The following is a 20,230-nucleotide window of genomic DNA, read 5'->3' on the forward strand; positions in this document are numbered from 1 at the left end:
AAGGGAGAATATCCGAATCGGTTGAGTTCTGATTCGGATGTTCTCCCTTTGGTTTACCTATGTTTAGTCAAATTATGCGTTTTGCTGGGGCACACGGACTGTCCAGCGTGATAAATCCGGCTCGCCTTTTTGGATCAATTCTTTTGGATAGATGAATGTCCAAGGTTTTGACGTATTCGCTTTTACCGATAGTGGGTCAAGCGCGAATGAACCGCTGGCCACTAAATCACCGGATGCGTCAATCAGTTCAAGTGGCAGCTTCTCGATGTTAATCTGCTTTGAGTGACCATTCCGAATGAATACGGATGCCGCAATACCGCCGTCATCCTGTTGTTTCACTTGGAAGCCGCTAATATTCACTTCGCGCGGTTTCAATTTCGGAAGTCCTTCAACGACTTTTGCAAGCCCATCTTTTTGTTCCTCTGTTAAACCGTCTTCCCATGCTTGTTCCAATTCGAGTTTATGCGGCACCATTGATTGGACATTGAATGCCAGTTTCCAGTTTTCCGCAGGCGGCTGTTCTGTAAAAATATTTTCTTTTGTAAAGACGAACACCCAAGGTCTTGCGCTGCGCGCCGGAATATCGCCAAGCTCTTTCAAATCAAATTCATCTGAAGCAAGTGTTTTGCCTTCTTCATCAAGCAGCATCAGTTCGACGGATCCGACAGAAATCTGCTGATCAAGTGAAGAACGGAAGAATGCTTTAACGAGCCAGCTGCCATTAGCAGGTTCGACATCTATATCGATTCCTGATAGGGAAATCTGATTCGGTTTAAGCGGTTCAAGTTCATTCGACAGGAAACGGAAGACGTACTCCTGCTCCTGGGGAACTGTCCATTCGGGGTGAAGGGACAGTGTTGTTTCGACTTCATCCGTGTTTGCTGATGCGTTCACGCCGTCAATGATTTCTTCGGATCCGATTGTACTGTCGGAACCAGTTTTTTCGGTTTTCTTGAAAAAAGAGAAAAGCTTCATTGTTGTACCTCCTGTTGTTCTGTGATGAGTTTCATAAAGGCGATGACTTCAGATGCAATGTTGCGACGTAACTTCTGGTAGTGTCGCCCGAACAACTCCAGGCCTTCACGCTGATAGATACGCATCGGATCTTCTTGTCCGTATGAACGAAGTCCGATCCCCTCTTTCAGACGCGTCATCACTTCAAGGTGTTTGACCCACATCGTATCGATGTACGACAGCATCACTTGCGGAATCATCTGATTGACCCGTTCATTATCCGCGAATGAATCAATGAAACTAAGCAGATCTGCAAGGGGAGCTTCATAGAGTTTGAGAATCTCCGACGTCTTTTCAAGCGTTCGGGGAACCGATACAGCTTCCAACAGCAGGCTGTTCATCGTGCGTTCAATGCGCTCATAATCCCAGTTGTCCGAAGGCTCATCATCAGGGCAGCTATCGAATACAACGAATTCCACCGTTTCGGACAGCATCGTTTTCAATTGGTCCAGAATGTCTTCGCGTTCGATCACTTTATCACGCAGCGTGTAGATGACTTCACGTTGGTCATTGATGACGTCATCGAGTTTCAGGTTGTATTCCCGCATCGAGTAGTGGGCACCTTCCACGATGCGCTGCGTGCGTTCCGTCAGTTCGTGGACATCGGCGTTCTGCACAAGGCCGTCAGCGTCCGTCGTCACTTTCTTCAGGAATTTCTCAAGTTCATCTTTAGCGAACCGTTTGAACATATCGTCCTCCAAGGATAGGAAGAAGCAACTTTCACCGTGGTCTCCCTGGCGTCCGGAACGGCCGCGCAGCTGGTTATCGACACGGCGGCTTTCGTGCTTTTCAGTACCGAGTACAAAAAGTCCGCCGATATCTTCGACGCCTTCGCCAAGGACGATATCAGTTCCGCGCCCTGCCATATTTGTCGCAACCGTAATTTGACCGAGCTGTCCCGCCCGTGAAATGAGGTCCACTTCCTGTTCGACACTTTTCGCGTTGAGCAAGTTGTAGTCAAGTTTATATTCATCCAAATACTCGACGACTTTTTCAGATTGTAAAATGGAGGTCGTACCTACAAGGACGGGTTGACCCTTTTTGTTGCGCTCGGCGACTTCTTTCGCCATCGCCTTGTATTTCTGTTCAATAGTTTTATAGACTTGGTCAGGTGAATCGATACGCGCGCGCGGACGGTTAGTCGGAATCTGAATGACTTCCATTCCGTACACTTCGCGGAATTCCTTCTCCTGCGTTTTCGCCGTACCCGTCATACCGCACAGCTCTTTATACATACGGAAATAGTTTTGAATGGTAATTTGCGCTTGTGCCTTGTTTTCTTCGGTGACAGGAAGTCCTTCCTTCGCCTCGATCGCTTGGTGCAGACCGTCCGAAAGCGTGCGTCCGTCCATGATGCGTCCCGTGAACATATCGACGAGTTCAATCTTTTCATCCCGTACGATATAGTCGACGTCACGATTGAATATGACACGTGCGCGCAGTGCTTGAATCATGTAATGGTAAAGGGTCTGGTGCTCCAATTCGTATAAATTGTCGACACCGAATGCTTTTTCCACTTTTTCGATTCCTGCGTCAGTCAGGGAAGTTGCCTTTGTTTCATCATCGAAATCGAAGTCGACGCCCTTTTGGAAACGTTTCGCAAGACGTGCGGCGATATAATGAAGATCCGCGTCCGCCTGCATTTTACCTGCGACAATCAGCGGAGTTTTCGCTTCATCGACTAGGATGCTGTCAACTTCATCAATGATTGCGAAATGGTACGGACGTTGAACTTTTTGCGCCACTTGCTGCGCCATATTATCACGCAAATAATCGAAGCCGAATTCTGTGCCGACACCGTACGTAATGTCCGCATTGTAAGCGGCTTGTTTCGCCGGCCCTTGCATCATAGGTACGTTCAGTCCGACTGTGAGGCCGAGGAAGCGGTGAATCTGACCAATCTGTTCATAGTCACGCTTTGCAAGGTAGTCGTTTACAGTGATGACATGGACGCCTTTGCCTTCAAGTGCCCGGACATAGGATGGAAGGGAAGCGACAAGTGTTTTCCCTTCGCCTGTCGGCATTTCGGCAATATTGCCTTCTGTCAGGACAAGTCCGCCGATAAGTTGGACGTCAAAATGACGCATGCCAAGAACTCGTTTAGATGCTTCGCGGACGACAGCGAAGGCATCCGGAATGATCGATTGGATTTTTTCTCCTGATTGAATCCGCTCTTTAAATGTATTTGTCATGCTTGCCAGTTCTTCATCTGACATCGGTTCATATGTAGATTCTATTTTATTTATTTGTTGGACAATCTTCCAATATTTGCGAAGTTGCCGATCGTTCGTCTGGTTTGAACGTTTGAATATAGATAACATGGAATGAACGCTCCTTTTTTCCGATCCCTAAAAGGACCCGTCCCTATTTTAACAAATAGAATGGAAAATGACTACCTTAAGCTGAAATCTACATATATAAGGAAGGAATGGGATAGGCGAAGGTTGAAGAGGGAAAGATAAGCGGAACGAGCGACAAAGGGTTTTCTCTATCTACCAGATGTTATGAACACGTGTATAAACCAAACCTATCGCCGAAGTGGATTTGAAAGGAATTCTTTCATCCGATTTATAATAGTAAAGTGCTTTACCTGTCTAACTATGTTATAATACTGTTGAATTGATAAACTATTGATTTACTTAGGGAGGAAGGACATGTTATTCCTTGCAATTGCAGCTGCACTTGTAGCTTCCATCATACTTACTCCACTTGTCATTAAATTGGCATTCCGGATCGGTGCGGTTGACCGACCGAATTACCGGAAAGTACATGGATCCATAATGCCGCGTATCGGTGGACTCGCGATATTTGGTGCTTTTTTGATAGGCTATGCCATATTATTACCAAAAGATGAACATGCCGCCGGAATACTTGTCGGTGCACTGATCATTATAATCATCGGTTTTCTTGACGATATGCTTGAAATTACTGCTAAAGCAAAACTTGCCGGTCAATTGGCTGCGGCTATAATCGTTGTCACATGGGGCGGTTTACACATTGAATTCATTAATTTGCCGTTCATCGGTCAATTCGATTTTGGCTACTTAAGTATTCCAATTACAATTATTTGGATTATCGGCATCACCAATGCCATAAACTTGATAGATGGTTTGGATGGTCTGGCAGCGGGCGTCTCGACAATTGCACTTATTTCAATCGCCGTCATGGCGATGATCATGGGCAATGGATTCGTTGTCGCGACAGCTGCGATACTTGCAGCAAGCTCATTGGGCTTCCTGTTATTCAACTTCCATCCAGCGAAAATCTTCATGGGGGACACAGGTTCACTATTCCTCGGATTCATGATTTCGGTTCTGGCTTTATTGGGATTCAAGAACGTTGCTGTCGTATCCCTGATTATCCCGGTTATTATACTGGGGATTCCAATCTCTGACACGTTCTTTGCAATTGTTCGACGTATCCGTATGAAACAGTCGATTACTGCGCCCGATAAATCGCATTTACACCACTGCTTGCTGCGTACCGGTTTTTCACACAGACAGACAGTATTGATCATTTATGCACTAGCCATCCTGTTCGGTGTTGCAGCCGTGTTGTTTTCGCAAGCGACAGTATGGGGAGCAATCATGCTCATTGTCGTCATGCTTATCTCGATTGAATTGCTCGTCGAAATCATTGGACTTGCCGGTACAAACTATCGTCCATTATTGAATCTCGTACGAATGATTGGGAAGTAATCAGGGAAAGTGCAAATGGTTATCAACGATTAGACAATAGAAATCCGGTCATGCTCCTTTTACATTAAGGTAGCATGACCGGATTTTTGTTTTTTATTTACGGTTGGAAATAAAAAATGCCGGGCGCATAATAGCCCGGCATTCGTTGTGTCAGTTAGAAAGCGCATCTCCCAAAGCCTCTTCCGATGTACCGGTCATGTTCGAACTGCCGTCAGTAAGGCTGGATGAATCGGGAATCGTGCCAAGATGTGCCTGTAAGATCCGTTTCACTTCGGTTAAATCTGTCTCATCAAGTTTCCAGTAATAAACACCTGTCGACATGTCGTCATAGCCTGATAAACTGAGCGTGTCGACTTGTGGCATCCCGCCTTTTGCATATTCAAGGAATGACTTCATTTCGTCGAATGTCATGTCCGTTTTCATGTTGTCGCCAAGGGCATCAATGACGTCTCCGTACTTCGTTATGGATTTGACTGAAACGGTTTCTTTCAAGATGGATTGTAAAATCATTTGTTGGCGTTTACCGCGTTCAACATCGGTATCGAGCTTACGCGTCCGGGCAAGTGCCAAGGCATGTTTACCATCAAGATGCTGCAGACCCTTTTTTAGATGGATTGTATTTTTATCGTTTTCGTCTTTTTCTATTCTATCATATGGCACTTCAGCCTCGATTCCGCCGATTGCATCAACGACATCGATGAATGCATTGAAATTCATCTTCACGTAGTAGTCGACGGGGATTTCGAACAATTCTTCCACCGATTCAATCACTGCACGGGTTCCGCCGAATGCATGGGCATGTGTGATTTTGTCGTTATAGCCGACTTCCGGGATATATACATATGAATCACGCGGAATGCTGACAAGTTTCACAGACTTGTCCTTCGGATTCAACGTAGCGAATAGAAGTGCGTCCGTTCGACTGTTGCTGTCGCCTTGACCGCGCGCTTCGCTGTCATCGACTCCCATGAATAAAATGGAAACATTGTCAGTTGCCGGCTCGACTTTCGCTTCACGTATGTCAGATATCGGCCGGTCGGGAACTGCTTCATATGCGCGAACCGCCGCGTTTTCCGCCTTTTTCTGCAAGGAAGCGGCATATGCTGCGGCAACAATGAATACAGAGAGGGTAAGAAGGAACGACACTTTGATAAACATGCGTTTACGGGACGATTTCTTCTGCTTTTTATAGTCTTTTCTTTTCATGCAAAGTTCCTCCGGAATCTGCCATGAAAAAATGTACTTTTCCATAGCTGTTCATATAAGTGACAAAGGGCTTGTCATAATGATGGACGGTACGACAGGATACAAGGTTTCATAGATCTAAACTAATTCTATTCTTCCTATTATACTATCTATTTTGCCAAAGGTATACACTTTCAGCTGTCGAATTCAAGAAATTCGCTAGCAGTCGACACGATTGCTGCCTGCCCATTAGTCAATTCGGTCATCCATGAAGTGAATGCGTTCACCTCAGCAACTGGAACATGCATGAATAGATTTACACCATCATCATAGGAGATCTCTTTTAAGGGATATGTCGACTGTCTTACCGCATTTTCAACTTTACCAAGCCAAGTATAGTCAATCGTTACCTTCATCAGGGAATGTAGTTTCCTGTCGACGGTGCCAGTTGCTGCAATCCCTTCCGTCGTGGCGCGTCCATAAGCGCGTATTAACCCGCCGCCACCCAGTTTAATGCCTCCAAAATAGCGTGTCACGACGACGACCGTATCCTTCAAACCTTGCTTTTTCAATACTTCAAGCATGGGCACGCCCGCCGTGCCAGTCGGTTCGCCGTCGTCATTCGCCTTTTGAATGCTATCGTGTTCGCCGATCATATACGCTGAACAATTATGGTTGGCATTATGGTGTCTTTTCTTGATTTCTTGAATGAAGTCGTGAGCTTCTTCTTCAGTTTCCACACGTTTTACATAGGTGAGGAATCGTGATTTTTGGATAATCAATTCACTCTCACCATAATTTTTTACTGTCGTGTAATCTGCTCGCATTTGCGGCACCTCCATCATTTGTAATACAATCTTAATATCCAGTGGGTCCTATGATGCTATAATAAGTGAAGTGTATAAGGAAATCATCACTCCTGCAACACACCTAGTTACTATAGCAGTCATTTTCCTGGCAATAGGCGGGAGGGAACTTAAGTGAAGGAAAAAACAATCGATATCCAAACACTTGAAACGATCTTCAATAGTATGGTCCGGGCAATGGATCACTCAAGGAATGACATCTTTATTATAAGCGAACAAAGCCGCCAAAGCTTTGAAGATATGCAAAATGAACTTGCGATTGTCAAAACTGATATTTCCCGGGTAATAACCGAAAACGATTATTTGGACGAGATGACGCGACATTCGCGCAAGCGTCTCGCCGAGGTTTCGAAGAACTTCATGAAGTTTTCAGAAGAACAGGTAAGAGAAGCCTATGAAGTCGCTAATAATCTGCTCGTTCGCCTATCCATCAACCGGATGGAAGAGAAGCAGTTGCGCGCTCGCCGGGATGACTTGGATCGGCGTCTTGTAGCTTTGCTTGAGACGATTGAAAGAGCCGATCATCTTGTCAATCAAGTCGCGACAGTCATTAACTACTTGACGTCGGATTTGAAAAATGTCGGGGAAGCGCTTGAAACTGCCAGGCATAAGCAGGAATTCGGCATCAGGATCATCCAGGCGCAAGAAGAAGAGCGTAAAAGACTTTCCCGTGACATTCATGATGGACCGGCGCAAATGCTGGCGAATGTTTTGATGCGTTCCGGTTTGATTGAAAAGGTATATGTCGAACAAGGTCCTGAACCCGCATTACATGAACTTTCAAATCTTAAAGAAATGGTGAGGAATGCACTTTATGAAGTGCGCCGTATCATTTATAATCTTCGCCCGATGGCACTTGACGATCTCGGCTTGATTCCGACTTTAAGAAAGTATTTGTCGACAATCGAGGAATACGAAAAAGGTGTCGTTATTCACTTTCAAAACAGTGGACAAGAACAGCGTTTTAAGACGGATTTCGAGGTATCCGTCTTTCGACTTGTGCAAGAATCCGTATCAAATGCCTTGAAACATGCCAAGTCGAAGGACGTTTGGGTGAAAACGGAATGGCAACGCGATATAATGAACATTATTATCAGAGACAATGGACAAGGATTCGACCAAAATGAAGTGAAAGATAAGTCGTTTGGTTTAATCGGGATGCGGGAGCGGATTGATTTATTAAAAGGGGATATGACAATCACCTCATCGCCTGGCGATGGAACGATGGTTTACTTCCGGATTCCGCTACAGACCGAAATAATCGACGAATAGACGCAAGGGGAGGAAATGACTATGACGAAGATATTAATTGTAGATGATCACCAGCTATTCCGCGAAGGGGTAAAAAGAATCCTTGATTTCGAAGATTCTTTCGAAGTGGTTGCCGAGGGCGGCGATGGCAACGAGGTGAATGAACTTTATGAGCAATATATGCCGGATGTCGTTCTGATGGATATTAACATGCCTCGCATGAACGGCGTCGATGCGACTGAAAATCTTATCAAAGCATATCCCGATGCCAAAGTGATCATGTTGTCGATTCACGATGACGAATCGTATGTATCCCATGCATTGAAAACAGGTGCGCTTGGTTATATGTTGAAAGAGATGGATGCGGATGCAATCATCCAAGCGATTAAAGTCGTGGCGCTGGGCGGTTCATATCTGCACCCGAAAGTGACGCATAATCTAGTGACGGAATTCCGTAGATTAAGCGAACGCGAACATAAGGGTTCATTCCAGCAAAATGATATTCGCCGGCCGTTCCATCTACTTACGAAACGCGAGTGTGAAGTATTGCAACTGTTGACGGATGGACAAAGTAACCGGACAATCGGAGAAACGCTCTTCATTTCCGAAAAGACGGTCAAGAACCACGTGTCAAGTATTTTACAAAAAATGGCTGTAAATGACCGGACACAAGCGGTCGTGACGGCAATTAAAAATGGTTGGGTTGAAGTGAAGTAAATCGGACTTTTTTCAATAAGAGGGAAGGGCCTTCCAGCTGGAGGAGCCCTTTTACCTGTTCAGGAGGATAAAAGATGAAAAAGATAGTAGTTCTCATGGGTTTGTCAATCATATTGCTGCTTGGCGCATGCGGTAAAGATGAAGGAAAACCTGCCGATAGTGGTTCTGTCAATGATGGTGAAGTAGCGACTGAATATGGGGCGATCGATCATGGGGTGGATGAGAAAAAAGTGGGATTCAGCTTGACGGGAGAAACGGTGGAAGAAGCGTCCGGTGTCCCGGCAAAAGAGAAAGAACAGATCCTGAATGCATTCAACGTATATATGGAAACGTTGAATGAAAAAAATATCGATGGTTATTTGGATACATTGTCAGTGAAAGATTATGACCTTGAAAAAGAGCGTGCTGTTACGGAAGAACTTTTTAATGAGTATGAGTTAAGCCGTGAAGCCTCGAACGTAACAATCGTAGAGTATGCTGATACGGAAGCCCAAGTGTTTTCAAATTTGAAGACATCTTTCAAACAAGTGGCTACTGGCCTTGAAACGGCTCCTGTCGGTAGACAAGTGACTGTATTTACAAAAGTTGACGGCAAATGGAAAGTGGCATCGGTCCATTATATCGGTGAGGAAGAGAAAAAATAAGTGGGGGACTTTCAGTTGTAACGACTGAAAGTCTTTTTTTGCTTTTTGAGAGTAGATTGGAGGAAGGGTTTTCGCTATCTGTCGTAGAGTTTCGTGTACCTGTCGTACAGTTTGCTGCGTCTGTCGTATAGTTCTGGTCACCCGTCGTACAGTTTGGCGCCTGTCGTATGGTTCTGGTTACCTGTCGTACAGTTTGCTGCATCTGTCGTAGAGTTCCATGTATCCGTCGTACAGTTTGGCGCCTGTCGTATGGTTCTGGTTATCTGTCGTACAGTCTGTTGCGCCTGTCGTAGAGTTCCATGTATTCGTCGTACAGTTTGGCGTCTGTCGTATGGTTCTGGTTACCTGTCGTACAGTCTGCTTCGCCTGTCGTAGAGTTCCATGTATTCGTCGTAAAGTTTCTCCAAATTCAACTTCTAACTTCCAAAAATTTGTAGGTTGATTTACCGGACATACGGGCATACAATAGTTATACGAACTTGTGTTCCGAAATGTAGAAAAGGAGTGATTGGAATGCCTTTAATCCCCGCGGAGGCATTGCCGTATTTTGAGAATATGATTTACTTGCCTATGCTACTTATTGTTTTGGAGAAAGATCGGGATTCATTTGAAAAAGGTCCTTTCAAGTTGAAAGGACCTTATGTCAAACTCATTGACGAGGCAACGAAATTCGCACGTGCCGAGCTGAAGGAGACGACAATCTACTTGCGCCGGCGCAATATGAAAGTCATCCGCAACAAAACGGATAACACCTTTACCGAGTATGTATTCATACATGGAGGTTATGAAGACCATAGGCGTTATTTGAACGTCCGTCTGCGCAATCGGACGGAAGAACTGTTAGGCGATTACTTCGCAATGGCTGGGAGCTGAATTACCCTTCGTCGGGATCATCGTTTCCGCGGAAAGGGGAGAGCCTGTTCAATTGTCTTTGTTTCTTCAAAAAAATTTTTTCAAGAATGGTCGCAAACGAATGTTGACGGTGCATTGTTGTAGCCGAAACATTGAGTACGAAGGATTGGCCGTTTTCCAGCAAAATGACAGAGCCCAAATCGTGTTCCTCAATATTCTCAATTGCATTATGTGAAATCCAAGTGTTTTGATCTGCAGACGGTGACATCGTAGGTAAAAAGATATATGGAACTCCGAAATCATGCGCTACGATGATAGGCAATTTATGGCGTTTTCCGATGACGAGTTTGGCATTATTCGTCGAGTTTTGAAAAGAACCCGCATAATATTCACAAGATTTTTTAACGATGTGGAGAGGTTTTCTTGGAACGTGTACAACACCGTTCCGTTCAATGACTTGAGTCGATACCTGATTGTCTTTGATTACAGGTTGTAACATAAACGTGTCAAAAGAGACAATGTAATTTTCTGTTTTCTTCTTCTTTTTCAATGATATGCACCCCTTATAATTTTTATTTTTTACACGTGTGTAAATCTTATTATATATCAGTATATTAATAATGCAACATAAATTTAGTTAATTTTAACTATTTTGTTTTTAGTCTTTTCGGCATGTGAAAAGACAGCGGTTTATGTGGAAATCTGGCGCATAAAAAAACCTTCACCACGAAGTATGGGGAAGGTTCTCATATTATTATGATTCTTGGAAATCGATAGCGGCTCCACCGAGAATCTTCGCTGCCACAAGCATAGCGTTTTCATCGATGTCGAATTTAGGGTGATGATGCGGATATGGATTGTCCGGTTTCGCACCTGTGAAGAAGAATGTGCCAGGCACTTTTTCCAAGTAGTAGGCAAAATCCTCGCCACCCATTTGCGGTGTAGTTTCAACGACAGAATCTGCACCGATAATACCTTCCGCTACAGTCTTCAGAAATTCTGTTTCGGCAGCGTGGTTAACAACAGCGGGATAGCCGCGTGCATATTCAAATTCGATTGTACAGTCATTAGCGAGCGCAGTTCCGTCCACTACACGTTTCATCTCGCGTTCCATCAGATCACGAATGTCCGGATTGAACGTTCGGACTGTACCGCCCAAGTTTGCTGAATCCGCAATGACGTTAAACGCGTTTTGCGCAACGAATGAACCTACGGACAATACTGCGGAATCGATAGGATTAACACGGCGGGAAACGAGTTGCTGTAAATTCATGACAAGCTGGGCTCCGATGACGACAGCATCTTTCGTCTGGTGCGGAGCTGCACCGTGACCGCCAGCGCCTTGAATTGTAATGTCAAAACGATCGGCTGCCGCCATGACAGGACCGGCTAAATATTCAATAGTTCCAAAAGGCGTCAAAGACCATAGATGAGTGCCGAAAATGACGTCGACCCCATCGAGACAACCGTCTTCAATCATTGAAATAGCGCCGCCTGGAGCAAACTCTTCCGCATGTTGATGGATAAAGACATATTCGCCAGAGAGATCTTCATGCAATTCATGGATCGCTTTTGCAAGCTGAAGCAGTGTAGCGGTATGTCCATCGTGACCACAAGCATGCATGACGCCTGGAACAGTCGATTTGTAGGGGACATCTTTTTCATCCTGAATCGGCAGTGCATCGAAATCGGCACGCAATGCAACTGTTTTTCCGGGTCTTCCGCCTTTGACTCGTGCAACTACACCATTACCGCCTACTCCTTTACGCACCTCAACGCCAAGTTCGGCATAAAAATCGTAAATGAATTGCGCAGTTTTTTCCTCCTTAAAGGATAACTCAGGATTCATGTGAAGATGCCGCCGAATAACGACCATATCTTCATAGGCGCAAGCGAGCTTTTCTAACAGTTGCTCTTTCAATGGACTACCTCCCAAAAATTAACTAGTTTGAATGTTGCTGTTTCTATTATAGCAAACATTCATTTTAGCACAATGAACGGCAAAAAAAGCGCAACCCGGAGTGGGTCACGCGTCTGTATTCTTTTCCCTTGTTACATAAGTCGTGACATAAGGGGCACTGGAAAAGATATGAGTTGTATTGTCGACACCCGCTGTTGAAGGATCCGCTATATGGGCCTCTTTGAAAGCGGATGAATTTTTCCATCTGGTGTAATAAGTACTGTCGGACCACTCCGTCATCACGACATACGTGTCCGAATCGAGGGGACGAAGCAAACGGAAAGCCATAAATCCGAGTTCCGATTGTACTGCTTCCGCACGATCTTTAAAGCGATGCTCGAATATAGGCCGGCCTTCGTCGGTGACGGGGATATTGTTGAAAACGAAAAAGCCGCCGTCCTGGATTGTTCCTGAAGAGCCGATCACCTCATAGCGACGCGGTGTTTGGAATACCGTTTTACCTTCCGTTTCATGCAACAGCAAGGAATTGCCCTGGCCGTGCATGGCAATCATCTGTTCTCGAGCGTACTTCTCTTTTAGACTTTCCATGAATTCCGGTGTGCCGGATGTCATATAAATATTCATGTTCAAAAACCTCCCAATCCGTTCTTATTCATCTATTTTCCCCTATTTACGAACTTAAAACAAACAATGGCAAAATGGTGGCAAATTAAAGAGGAAAGTAAGCACAAATTCATGACAAACGGGGCTAAACGCTATACTTTGCAAGGGGAAACGTCTATATTTAGTACGGATATGTAACACGTAAATAACTTAAAAATGAAAGTAGGCATAAAGTAGATGACAAAATTCAACGATACACTTTTGCGCGCTGCTAGAGGCGAGAAGATTGATCATACACCGGCTTGGTATATGAGGCAGGCAGGTCGTTCACAACCGGAATATTTGAAGATTAAGGAAAAGTATTCCCTTGAGGAAATTACACACCAGCCCGAATTATGTGCATATGTCACGAAACTTCCAGTCGACCAGTACAATGTCGATGCAGCAATTCTATACAAAGATATTGTGACACCACTTCCAGGAATCGGAATCGACGTAAAAATCAAAGCAGGCGTCGGCCCGGTAATCTCAAACCCGATTCGTACTGTACAAGATGTCTATAATCTCGGCGAATTATCACCGGAAGATGATATTCCTTTCGTTCTTGAAACGATAAAAATACTGACGAAGGAACAATTGAATGTTCCGCTCATCGGATTTGCGGGAGCGCCATTCACACTTGCGAGTTATATGATTGAAGGCGGCCCTTCGAAAAGCTACAACTTGACGAAATCATTCATGGTGTCTGAACCGGAGGCATGGTTTGCGCTGATGGACAAGCTTGCAGATATGACGATTACGTATATTACTGCACAAGTTAACGCGGGTGCAAGAGCGATTCAGATCTTTGATTCGTGGGTAGGGGCATTGAACGTTTCTGATTACCGAATCTTCATCAAACCGGTTATGACGCATATTTTCACGGAACTGCGCAAATTGAACGTACCATTGATCACGTTCGGTGTCGGTGCAAGCCACTTGGCGAACGAATGGCATGACCTGCCTGTAGACGTTGTCGGACTCGACTGGCGCTTATCCATCAAGGAAGCGGGAGAACGCGGTCTAACGAAGCCGCTGCAAGGTAATCTTGATCCTTCGCTACTGTTGGCAGATTGGAACATTATAGAAGAGCGTGCGAAAGTGATCATCGAGCAAGGCGTTGAGCACGGCAACCACATTTTCAATCTTGGACACGGTGTCTTCCCTGATGTGAAACCGGCAACTTTGAAAAAACTGACTGAATTTATCCATGAATATAGTGCACAGCTGCGTAAATAACGTGCTGATCCAAACGAAGAGGTGAATGGAATGGCGAAGAAAAAGATGGGACTTTTAGTGATGGCGTACGGGACACCGTACAAAGAAGAAGATATTGAACCGTATTACACGCATATCCGGCACGGCCGTCCGCCAGCACCGGAACAATTGGAAGACCTCCGCAACCGTTACGAGGCGATCGGGGGGATTTCCCCGCTTGCGCGAATTACGGAAGATCAGGCAAATGCGCTTTGCAACCGTTTGAATGAAGTGCAGGACGACATCGAGTTCAACGTCTATATCGGATTGAAACATATTACGCCTTTCATTGAAGATGCAGTGGAAAAAATGCATGAAGACGGCATTACAGAAGCGGTTTCAATCGTACTTGCACCGCATTTCTCAACGTTTTCCGTCAAGTCGTATAACGGCCGGGCGAAAGAAGAGGCGGACAAGCACGGCATCGCCATCACTTCAGTGGAAAGCTGGTACACACAGCCGAAATTCATTGAATTCTGGACCGATAAAGTGCGTAGGACGTTCGAAAGTATGAGCGAAGAAGAGCGGGCGGCGGCATGTCTGATAGTATCAGCGCATTCCTTGCCTGAAAAAATCATCGCAAGCGGCGATCCGTATCCGGAACAGCTAAAAGAGACCGCAGATTTGATAGCGGCTGCCGCGGGCGTGAAAAACTACGAACTAGGCTGGCAAAGTGCAGGGCAAACGCCTGAGCCATGGCTTGGTCCGGACGTTCAAGATTTGACGCGCGACTTGCATAACGAAAAAGGCTATACGGCATTTGTCTATACACCGGTAGGATTCGTCTCCGACCATCTTGAGGTGCTGTTCGACAACGATTATGAATGTAAAGTTGTTTGTGATGAAATCGGTGCTTCTTATTACCGTCCGGAAATGCCGAATATCGATCCGCTCTTCATAGATGCAATGGTGGATGCGGTATTCGACAAGCTGAAGGCCTAATACGATGGAAAGAAAGTGATGAGGGACATGAACGGACAAAACAAGAAAGTCGTCATTGTCGGGGGAGGGATTACCGGTCTCTCCGCGGCATTTTATATGCAGAAAGAAGCGCGTGAAAAAGGACTCCCTCTGGATGTCATCCTGGTCGAAGCGTCAAACCGGCTCGGCGGCAAAATACAGACTGTGCGACGTAATGGTTTTGTTATCGAGCGTGGTCCGGATTCATTTCTCATCCGGAAAAAAAGTATGGGTGTCCTTGCGGAAGACCTCGGAATCGAAGGGGAACTTGTAAAAAATGCGACTGGGCAGGCTTATATATTTGTAGGCGGCGAGCTTCATCCGATTCCGGGTGGTTCGGTCATGGGGATTCCTACAGAAATCGGTCCGTTCATAAAAACAGGACTGTTTTCATGGGCTGGAAAAATGCGTGCGGCAGGCGATTTCGTCCTCCCGCGCTCCAGCGTGAAAGGGGACCAGTCACTCGGCGGTTTTTTCCGGAGACGTTTTGGCGGGGAAGTCGTCGAGAACTTGATTGAACCGTTGCTATCAGGTGTTTACGCAGGCGATATCGACCATATGAGTCTGGAATCGACATTTCCGCAGTTCTATTCAGTGGAAAAGAAACATCGGAGCCTCATTCTCGGCATGAAGAAAACAACACCGAAACAAGTACCGCAGAAGGATGGTCACGGCGCGAAGAAAGAGGGCGTCTTCCACACATTCCGCAATGGGCTTGAAACAGTTGTAGAAGCAATCGAGGAACAGCTTGAACCGGGATCTGTCATGAAAGGTGTCCAAATCAATGCGATCGATGCACCTGGAACCGTCGGGGGAAAGACCGTTCTTGAAATGAATGACGGACGAAAAATCGAAGCGGATGCGGTCATTCTGACAACTGGACATGAGATGGCAGGTCGCTTGTTCGCTCCGCATGGCTTGTTGCAGGATTTAAGGGCAATACCGACAACTTCCGTTGCGACGATTGCATTGGCTTTCCCAGAAGAGCATGTCGTGCAAGACAAAGAAGGCACGGGTTTCCTTGTTTCAAGAAGCAGTGATTATGCAATTACGGCGTGCACTTGGACGCATCGTAAATGGCCAACGACAACGCCGGAAGGTAAAGTACTTATCCGGGCATTCGTAGGCCGGGTGGGCGATGAAGCGATAGTGGACTTGCCCGATGCCGAAATTGAGAAAATCGTCCTTTCCGATCTCGGCAAAGTCATGAATATAACAGGTAAACCGGATTTCACGGTCATCACCCGCTGGAAAAAAGACCGGCCCCAATACCGAGTCGGTCATAAACAGCGGATTGCTGACGCGCGTGCGGAACTGAAATCGAAGTTCCCGCAAGTGAAATTAGCCGGCGCATCTTATAATGGCGTCGGGTTACCCGATTGCATCGATCAAGGAAGAGCCGCAGTGAAAGAGGTTCTTGAAGATCTATTTGACTGATAATAGTGACAAAGCGTGTATTATGGATACCTCATAATACACGCTTCGGCGCTAGGGGATGCCTCCCGCCATAAGCCAGACAACTTCGTCGTCAGTCTTATGGCTTCGGCTACCCCTTTGAGACGCCTTCGCTGGTTTTCCCCAAGTATATATAATGACCTAATTCATCAATACATGTTTTAAAGAGTAAAGGCGGTGTTTCCGTTCAGCATTGAACGGAAGCACCGCCTTTTTATATTCGGATTTACTTACGGAGATAAAATACATAAGTTATTCTGTGGCCTCGCTTATGACAGGAAGCCTCCACATATAAGAAGAAGCGTGTATTATGTTCAATATGTAATCCAGTCTATAATTGCACCGTTTCTGTATCATAGCAACCCCGACGTGTTTGGTAAAACAGAGCAGGCGCCTTTCAGTGTCCAGTTGCTGTCGCAATTCGAAGGACGTAAATTGTGTCAGAACTGGACACCGGGTAGCCGAAGCGACAAGACTGGCGGTGGTTTTCCGCCTGGCTTATCGCAAGCCACTGAAAAAGTTTTTTTATAGTAACAATTAGTTGATTGTAGTGCAGAGCGGCGACTCCGGCGGGAACAGCGCGAGCTGAAGACCCCGCAGGAACGCAGTGACGAGGAGGCTGAAGCCGTGCCCGCGGAAAGCGTCCGCTCGGAACGGAAATCAACGGGATTGAAGGAAATCGGACTTTTTCAGTGCCCTCGCTTATCGCGGGAGGTATTCGCGAGCGTCGAAGCATGTAGTGTGAAATCTTTAATTCGTCCTTTATATACAACGAAAAATCCGCCCTCGGGTGGATTTTTTTGTTGGAAAAAGGGTATAGACGACATATAGAGGTTTATTGAAAAGAGGAATAGAGATGAGAAGATTTACATGGGGAATAATTTTAGGTGTTGTGCTAGTGTTGACTGCCTGTGGAAAAGAGGAGTCGGAAGGTGGATTGATGCCAAGTGAAGATTTCCTTGTTATCGCACATCGCGGTGCATCGGCATATGTACCGGAAAACACGCTGGCATCATATGGTTTGGCAGAAGAACTTGATGCCAACTACATCGAGCTAGATATACATCTGACGAAAGACGGCCAACTTGCGGTTATGCATGATGCAGACGTATCTGGTACGACAGAAGCTAACGGGAAAATCAGTGAATTCACACTTGCAGAGTTGAAGGAGCTATCCGCGAACTTTCGGCATGATGACAAGGAGAAAAAAACCGTAAATGGCCCATCTGAAGATTATGCAGTACCTACGCTGGGCGAAGTGTTCGGTCAATTCGGAGATAATATGAATTTCATCATCGAATTGAAAGACCCGAAAGACTATCCCGGAATCGAAGAAAAATTGGTGGATGCATTGAAGGAGCACGATATGATCGGCTTCGATGAGAATAAACATCCGAAAGTGGCTATCCAGTCATTCAGTGAAAAAGGATTAAAACGTGTTCATGAATTAAATCAGGATATCCCGCTGTTAAAACTCATTTCATTTGATGAAGATGAAGTGGCGAAACTATCGAAGAAAGAACTGGATGATTTGTCGACGTACGCATCGGGAATCGGCGTCAGTTTTGAAGCCTTGCGGGTGCCTTTCATAAAGGAAATGCATGATAAAGGACTCGCCGTCTACGCATACACGATCATAGATGCTGAAACCGCATTGAAAATGAAGGCAATCGGGGCGAATGGCATCCACACGGATCGTCCGGATATTTTGGGCGAATAAAGTACCGTAAAGAATAGTAGTGTCACACTAAAAAACAGTCGGGGAATATAGATTCCTCGGCTGTTTTTTAGTTATAGGATATTGCAAGAGTCACATTTGTTACCGTAGCATTCATGCTGCTCTTCGATTTCATTTCCGCATGATGTACAAACTTTAGCAGGTAAGTTTTTGAAAAACTCGATGATGTTTACTAGCATGGCTCATTCTCCTTTTTTTTCGACTGTTTTAGTACTAAAGTTTACTTATTTGTTGTAGTAATACAGAGTTGGAAAAAAATCACAGCATATTGCAGTTATCACATTTGTTGCCGTAGCACTCATGCTGTTCTTCGATTTCATTTCCGCATGATGTACAGATTTTAGCAGGTAAGTTTTTGAAGAATTCGATGACGTTTTCAAGCATTGCATATTCTCCTCCTTTTTCAACTGTGGTAGTACTAAAGTTAATTTTACTATTGTAATAGTACAGGGTTAGTAAAAAAAATCACAACATATTGCAGTTATCACATTTGTTGCCGTAGCATTCATGCTGTTCTTCGATTTCATTTCCACAATCTGTACAAATTTTAGCGGGAAGATTCTTGAAAAACTCTATGACATTTTCAATCATATTTTAATTCTCTCCTTTCCGTTTGTACTATAACGAGTTCTGTTATTAGTAGTGTATTATAACAGGGGATAGATTGTCAAGGTATTTTACACTTTATTCTGAAAAGTTCAAAGTGAGGTCATCTCCCCGCAAAAATGATAAAATAGGCAAGAAGCTATTTATAGGGAGCGATAACTATGTATTTCATTGACAATAAAGGGATTACAGATCCGCACATCAACTTGGCGATAGAGGAGTACGTCCTTAAGAATATGGATATCGACAAAGATTCGTTTTTACTGTTCTATATTAACGAGCCATCCATCATTGTCGGTAAAAACCAGAATACGATTGAAGAAATTGATACGGAATATGTGGAGGCAAATGGTATACATATCGTGCGCCGGCTATCCGGCGGGGGCGCAGTGTACCATGATTTGGGCAACTTGAATTACAGCTTCCTTACGAAAGACGACGGCGAATCGTTCCGCAACTTCAAAAAGGTGACGGAACCTGTTGTTCAGGCGCTCGCGGAAATGGGTGTTCAAGCGGAACTGCTCGGCCGGAACGACATTCTTGTCGAGGGACGTAAAGTTTCGGGCAATGCACAGTTTTCAACGAATGGCCGTATGTTCAGCCACGGAACGCTCATGTTTGACACTGAAATCGAGCGGGTCGTTTCAGCGTTGAAAGTGCGAAAAGATAAAATTGAATCCAAAGGCATCAAATCGATCCGCAGCCGTGTCGCGAATATTTCCGAATTCCTCGAGGAACCAATGACGATTGAACAGTTCCGGATGGAAATACTGAAATCGATTTTCGGCGGGGAAGAAAAAATCCAGTATTTTGAGCTGACGGATGAAGATTGGGACAACATCCGTAAACTATCCGCGGAACGGTATGCGAACTGGGATTGGAATTACGGCAAATCACCGAAATTCAACATGCAGCACTCACACAGATTCCCGGTAGGCGGCATCGATGTCCGAATTCACGTGAAGAAAGGCATCATGGAAGACGTCAACATTTTCGGCGACTTTTTCGGGGTCGGAGAAGTGGCGGTCATCGAAGAAAGCTTGAAAGGCGTCCAGTATGAAAGACAGGCGATCAGTGAAGCACTTGCACCGCTTGACATTCCGACATACCTGGGTGGCATAACGAAAGAAGAGTTCCTGCAATTGATTTATTGATGTAAACAGAAGCCTGGCGAGACGTCGGGCTTTTTTTCTTTGGAATAAATTCTAGGCGTAAGAATAACGAGATTGAACGACCATATAAGCTGGTGGACCGACTGTATAAGTTGTGTGAGCGACCATAAAGCTTAGGTGACCGATCATATAGCTTGCCTGACCGACCATAGCGTTTGCGCGACCGACCATATCCCCCAGCCAACCGACCATATCTCCCAAAAATCTTCCAACCGCGTGACCCATTTTTACGCTATAATGAAAGGAAGTGTG

21 protein-coding genes are annotated in these 20,230 nt (G+C 45.2%); 10 read left to right on the plus strand and 11 right to left on the minus strand.

The features are described 5' to 3' along the window. Positions 1-72 precede the first annotated feature (72 nt). Both HDC33_RS03285 and secA2 read right to left on the minus strand, forming a co-directional pair. The gene (locus HDC33_RS03285; RefSeq protein ID WP_179391082.1) at positions 73-975 is read right to left on the minus strand and encodes an accessory Sec system S-layer assembly protein; all 903 of its coding nucleotides are present in this window, start codon (positions 973-975) and stop codon (positions 73-75) included. After that, positions 972-3,335, minus strand: coding sequence for an accessory Sec system translocase SecA2 (secA2, locus tag HDC33_RS03290; RefSeq protein ID WP_179391083.1), 2,364 nt, complete (start codon positions 3,333-3,335; stop codon positions 972-974). The genes HDC33_RS03285 and secA2 overlap by 4 nt, the downstream gene beginning before the upstream one ends. A gap of 333 nt (positions 3,336-3,668) precedes the next feature. On the opposite strand from secA2, the gene HDC33_RS03295 reads away from it, so the two are divergent. Further along, positions 3,669-4,712, plus strand: a complete 1,044-nt coding sequence (locus tag HDC33_RS03295; protein ID WP_179391084.1) for a glycosyltransferase family 4 protein — start codon at positions 3,669-3,671, stop codon at positions 4,710-4,712. A gap of 150 nt (positions 4,713-4,862) precedes the next feature. Here HDC33_RS03295 and HDC33_RS03300 read toward each other — a convergent pair whose 3' ends face one another. Both HDC33_RS03300 and HDC33_RS03305 read right to left on the minus strand, forming a co-directional pair. Next, the gene (locus tag HDC33_RS03300) at positions 4,863-5,918 is read right to left on the minus strand and encodes an LCP family protein (RefSeq protein WP_179391085.1); all 1,056 of its coding nucleotides are present in this window, start codon (positions 5,916-5,918) and stop codon (positions 4,863-4,865) included. 173 nt (positions 5,919-6,091) lie between these two features. After that, complete coding sequence (locus HDC33_RS03305) at positions 6,092-6,724, minus strand: YigZ family protein (RefSeq protein ID WP_179391086.1); 633 nt, start codon at positions 6,722-6,724, stop codon at positions 6,092-6,094. A gap of 153 nt (positions 6,725-6,877) precedes the next feature. Between HDC33_RS03305 and HDC33_RS03310 the strand changes: the two genes are divergently transcribed. The 4 genes from HDC33_RS03310 to HDC33_RS03325 all read left to right on the plus strand — a co-directional run bounded on the left by HDC33_RS03310 (position 6,878) and on the right by HDC33_RS03325 (position 10,248). Then, on the plus strand, positions 6,878-8,035 hold the full coding sequence (locus HDC33_RS03310; protein ID WP_179391087.1) for a sensor histidine kinase: 1,158 nt from the start codon (positions 6,878-6,880) through the stop codon (positions 8,033-8,035). Positions 8,036-8,056: 21 nt separating this feature from the next. After that, complete coding sequence (locus HDC33_RS03315; RefSeq protein WP_304625682.1) at positions 8,057-8,731, plus strand: response regulator; 675 nt, start codon at positions 8,057-8,059, stop codon at positions 8,729-8,731. A 74-nt stretch (positions 8,732-8,805) separates the two neighbouring features. Continuing rightward, complete coding sequence (locus HDC33_RS03320; RefSeq protein WP_179391089.1) at positions 8,806-9,375, plus strand: DUF3225 domain-containing protein; 570 nt, start codon at positions 8,806-8,808, stop codon at positions 9,373-9,375. Positions 9,376-9,888: 513 nt separating this feature from the next. Then, positions 9,889-10,248 carry a YhjD family protein gene (locus HDC33_RS03325; protein ID WP_179391090.1) on the plus strand — a complete coding sequence of 120 codons (360 nt, stop codon included), beginning with the start codon at positions 9,889-9,891 and terminating at the stop codon, positions 10,246-10,248. 1 nt (position 10,249) lies between these two features. On the opposite strand, the gene HDC33_RS03330 is transcribed toward HDC33_RS03325, so the two are convergent. The 3 genes from HDC33_RS03330 to HDC33_RS03340 all read right to left on the minus strand — a co-directional run bounded on the left by HDC33_RS03330 (position 10,250) and on the right by HDC33_RS03340 (position 12,772). Further along, positions 10,250-10,777, minus strand: coding sequence for a competence protein ComK (locus HDC33_RS03330; protein ID WP_179391091.1), 528 nt, complete (start codon positions 10,775-10,777; stop codon positions 10,250-10,252). A gap of 204 nt (positions 10,778-10,981) precedes the next feature. Next, on the minus strand, positions 10,982-12,148 hold the full coding sequence (locus HDC33_RS03335) for a M20 metallopeptidase family protein (protein WP_304625683.1): 1,167 nt from the start codon (positions 12,146-12,148) through the stop codon (positions 10,982-10,984). Between the two features lie 105 nt (positions 12,149-12,253). Then, on the minus strand, positions 12,254-12,772 hold the full coding sequence (locus tag HDC33_RS03340; RefSeq protein ID WP_179391093.1) for an antibiotic biosynthesis monooxygenase family protein: 519 nt from the start codon (positions 12,770-12,772) through the stop codon (positions 12,254-12,256). A 216-nt stretch (positions 12,773-12,988) separates the two neighbouring features. Here HDC33_RS03340 and hemE point away from each other — a divergent pair, with 216 nt between their 5' ends. From hemE to HDC33_RS03360, 4 genes are all read left to right on the plus strand, one after another. Then, entirely contained in the window at positions 12,989-14,029 is a 1,041-nt protein-coding gene (hemE, locus tag HDC33_RS03345; protein ID WP_179391094.1) for a uroporphyrinogen decarboxylase, read from the plus strand. 30 nt (positions 14,030-14,059) lie between these two features. After that, on the plus strand, positions 14,060-14,989 hold the full coding sequence (hemH, locus tag HDC33_RS03350; protein ID WP_179391095.1) for a ferrochelatase: 930 nt from the start codon (positions 14,060-14,062) through the stop codon (positions 14,987-14,989). 27 nt (positions 14,990-15,016) lie between these two features. After that, complete coding sequence (gene hemY, locus HDC33_RS03355; protein WP_179391096.1) at positions 15,017-16,444, plus strand: protoporphyrinogen oxidase; 1,428 nt, start codon at positions 15,017-15,019, stop codon at positions 16,442-16,444. 874 nt (positions 16,445-17,318) lie between these two features. Beyond that, positions 17,319-18,182 carry a glycerophosphodiester phosphodiesterase family protein gene (locus tag HDC33_RS03360; protein WP_179391097.1) on the plus strand — a complete coding sequence of 288 codons (864 nt, stop codon included), beginning with the start codon at positions 17,319-17,321 and terminating at the stop codon, positions 18,180-18,182. 71 nt (positions 18,183-18,253) lie between these two features. On the opposite strand, the gene yhfH (HDC33_RS03365) is transcribed toward HDC33_RS03360, so the two are convergent. From yhfH (HDC33_RS03365) to yhfH (HDC33_RS03375), 3 genes are all read right to left on the minus strand, one after another. Continuing rightward, complete coding sequence (gene yhfH / locus HDC33_RS03365) at positions 18,254-18,379, minus strand: protein YhfH (protein WP_179391098.1); 126 nt, start codon at positions 18,377-18,379, stop codon at positions 18,254-18,256. Between the two features lie 79 nt (positions 18,380-18,458). Further along, positions 18,459-18,584 carry a protein YhfH gene (yhfH, locus tag HDC33_RS03370; RefSeq protein WP_179391099.1) on the minus strand — a complete coding sequence of 42 codons (126 nt, stop codon included), beginning with the start codon at positions 18,582-18,584 and terminating at the stop codon, positions 18,459-18,461. Between the two features lie 81 nt (positions 18,585-18,665). Further along, on the minus strand, positions 18,666-18,791 hold the full coding sequence (gene yhfH / locus HDC33_RS03375) for a protein YhfH (protein ID WP_179391100.1): 126 nt from the start codon (positions 18,789-18,791) through the stop codon (positions 18,666-18,668). A 176-nt stretch (positions 18,792-18,967) separates the two neighbouring features. Here yhfH (HDC33_RS03375) and lplA point away from each other — a divergent pair, with 176 nt between their 5' ends. Then, entirely contained in the window at positions 18,968-19,960 is a 993-nt protein-coding gene (gene lplA / locus HDC33_RS03380) for a lipoate--protein ligase (RefSeq protein WP_179391101.1), read from the plus strand. Between the two features lie 51 nt (positions 19,961-20,011). Here lplA and HDC33_RS03385 read toward each other — a convergent pair whose 3' ends face one another. After that, positions 20,012-20,170, minus strand: a complete 159-nt coding sequence (locus HDC33_RS03385) for a hypothetical protein (RefSeq protein WP_179391102.1) — start codon at positions 20,168-20,170, stop codon at positions 20,012-20,014. Positions 20,171-20,230 lie beyond the last annotated feature (60 nt).

This window comes from Sporosarcina sp. JAI121, assembly GCF_013408665.1.
Lineage (GTDB): Bacteria > Bacillota > Bacilli > Bacillales_A > Planococcaceae > Sporosarcina.

Coding starts and splice junctions, on each gene's coding strand:
- HDC33_RS03340 (WP_179391093.1), bottom strand. CDS start 12,772: ATGAATATTTATATGACATCCGGCACACCGGAATTCATGGAAAGTCTA.
- yhfH (WP_179391098.1), bottom strand. CDS start 18,379: ATGCTAGTAAACATCATCGAGTTTTTCAAAAACTTACCTGCTAAAGTT.
- HDC33_RS03315 (WP_304625682.1), top strand. CDS start 8,057: ATGACGAAGATATTAATTGTAGATGATCACCAGCTATTCCGCGAAGGG.
- hemH (WP_179391095.1), top strand. CDS start 14,060: ATGGCGAAGAAAAAGATGGGACTTTTAGTGATGGCGTACGGGACACCG.
- lplA (WP_179391101.1), top strand. CDS start 18,968: ATGTATTTCATTGACAATAAAGGGATTACAGATCCGCACATCAACTTG.
- hemE (WP_179391094.1), top strand. CDS start 12,989: ATGACAAAATTCAACGATACACTTTTGCGCGCTGCTAGAGGCGAGAAG.
- HDC33_RS03325 (WP_179391090.1), top strand. CDS start 9,889: ATGCCTTTAATCCCCGCGGAGGCATTGCCGTATTTTGAGAATATGATT.
- HDC33_RS03295 (WP_179391084.1), top strand. CDS start 3,669: ATGTTATTCCTTGCAATTGCAGCTGCACTTGTAGCTTCCATCATACTT.
- HDC33_RS03305 (WP_179391086.1), bottom strand. CDS start 6,724: ATGCGAGCAGATTACACGACAGTAAAAAATTATGGTGAGAGTGAATTG.
- yhfH (WP_179391100.1), bottom strand. CDS start 18,791: ATGATTGAAAATGTCATAGAGTTTTTCAAGAATCTTCCCGCTAAAATT.
- HDC33_RS03320 (WP_179391089.1), top strand. CDS start 8,806: ATGAAAAAGATAGTAGTTCTCATGGGTTTGTCAATCATATTGCTGCTT.
- HDC33_RS03300 (WP_179391085.1), bottom strand. CDS start 5,918: ATGAAAAGAAAAGACTATAAAAAGCAGAAGAAATCGTCCCGTAAACGC.
- hemY (WP_179391096.1), top strand. CDS start 15,017: ATGAACGGACAAAACAAGAAAGTCGTCATTGTCGGGGGAGGGATTACC.
- HDC33_RS03360 (WP_179391097.1), top strand. CDS start 17,319: ATGAGAAGATTTACATGGGGAATAATTTTAGGTGTTGTGCTAGTGTTG.
- yhfH (WP_179391099.1), bottom strand. CDS start 18,584: ATGCTTGAAAACGTCATCGAATTCTTCAAAAACTTACCTGCTAAAATC.
- HDC33_RS03285 (WP_179391082.1), bottom strand. CDS start 975: ATGAAGCTTTTCTCTTTTTTCAAGAAAACCGAAAAAACTGGTTCCGAC.
- HDC33_RS03385 (WP_179391102.1), bottom strand. CDS start 20,170: ATGGTCGGTTGGCTGGGGGATATGGTCGGTCGCGCAAACGCTATGGTC.
- secA2 (WP_179391083.1), bottom strand. CDS start 3,335: ATGTTATCTATATTCAAACGTTCAAACCAGACGAACGATCGGCAACTT.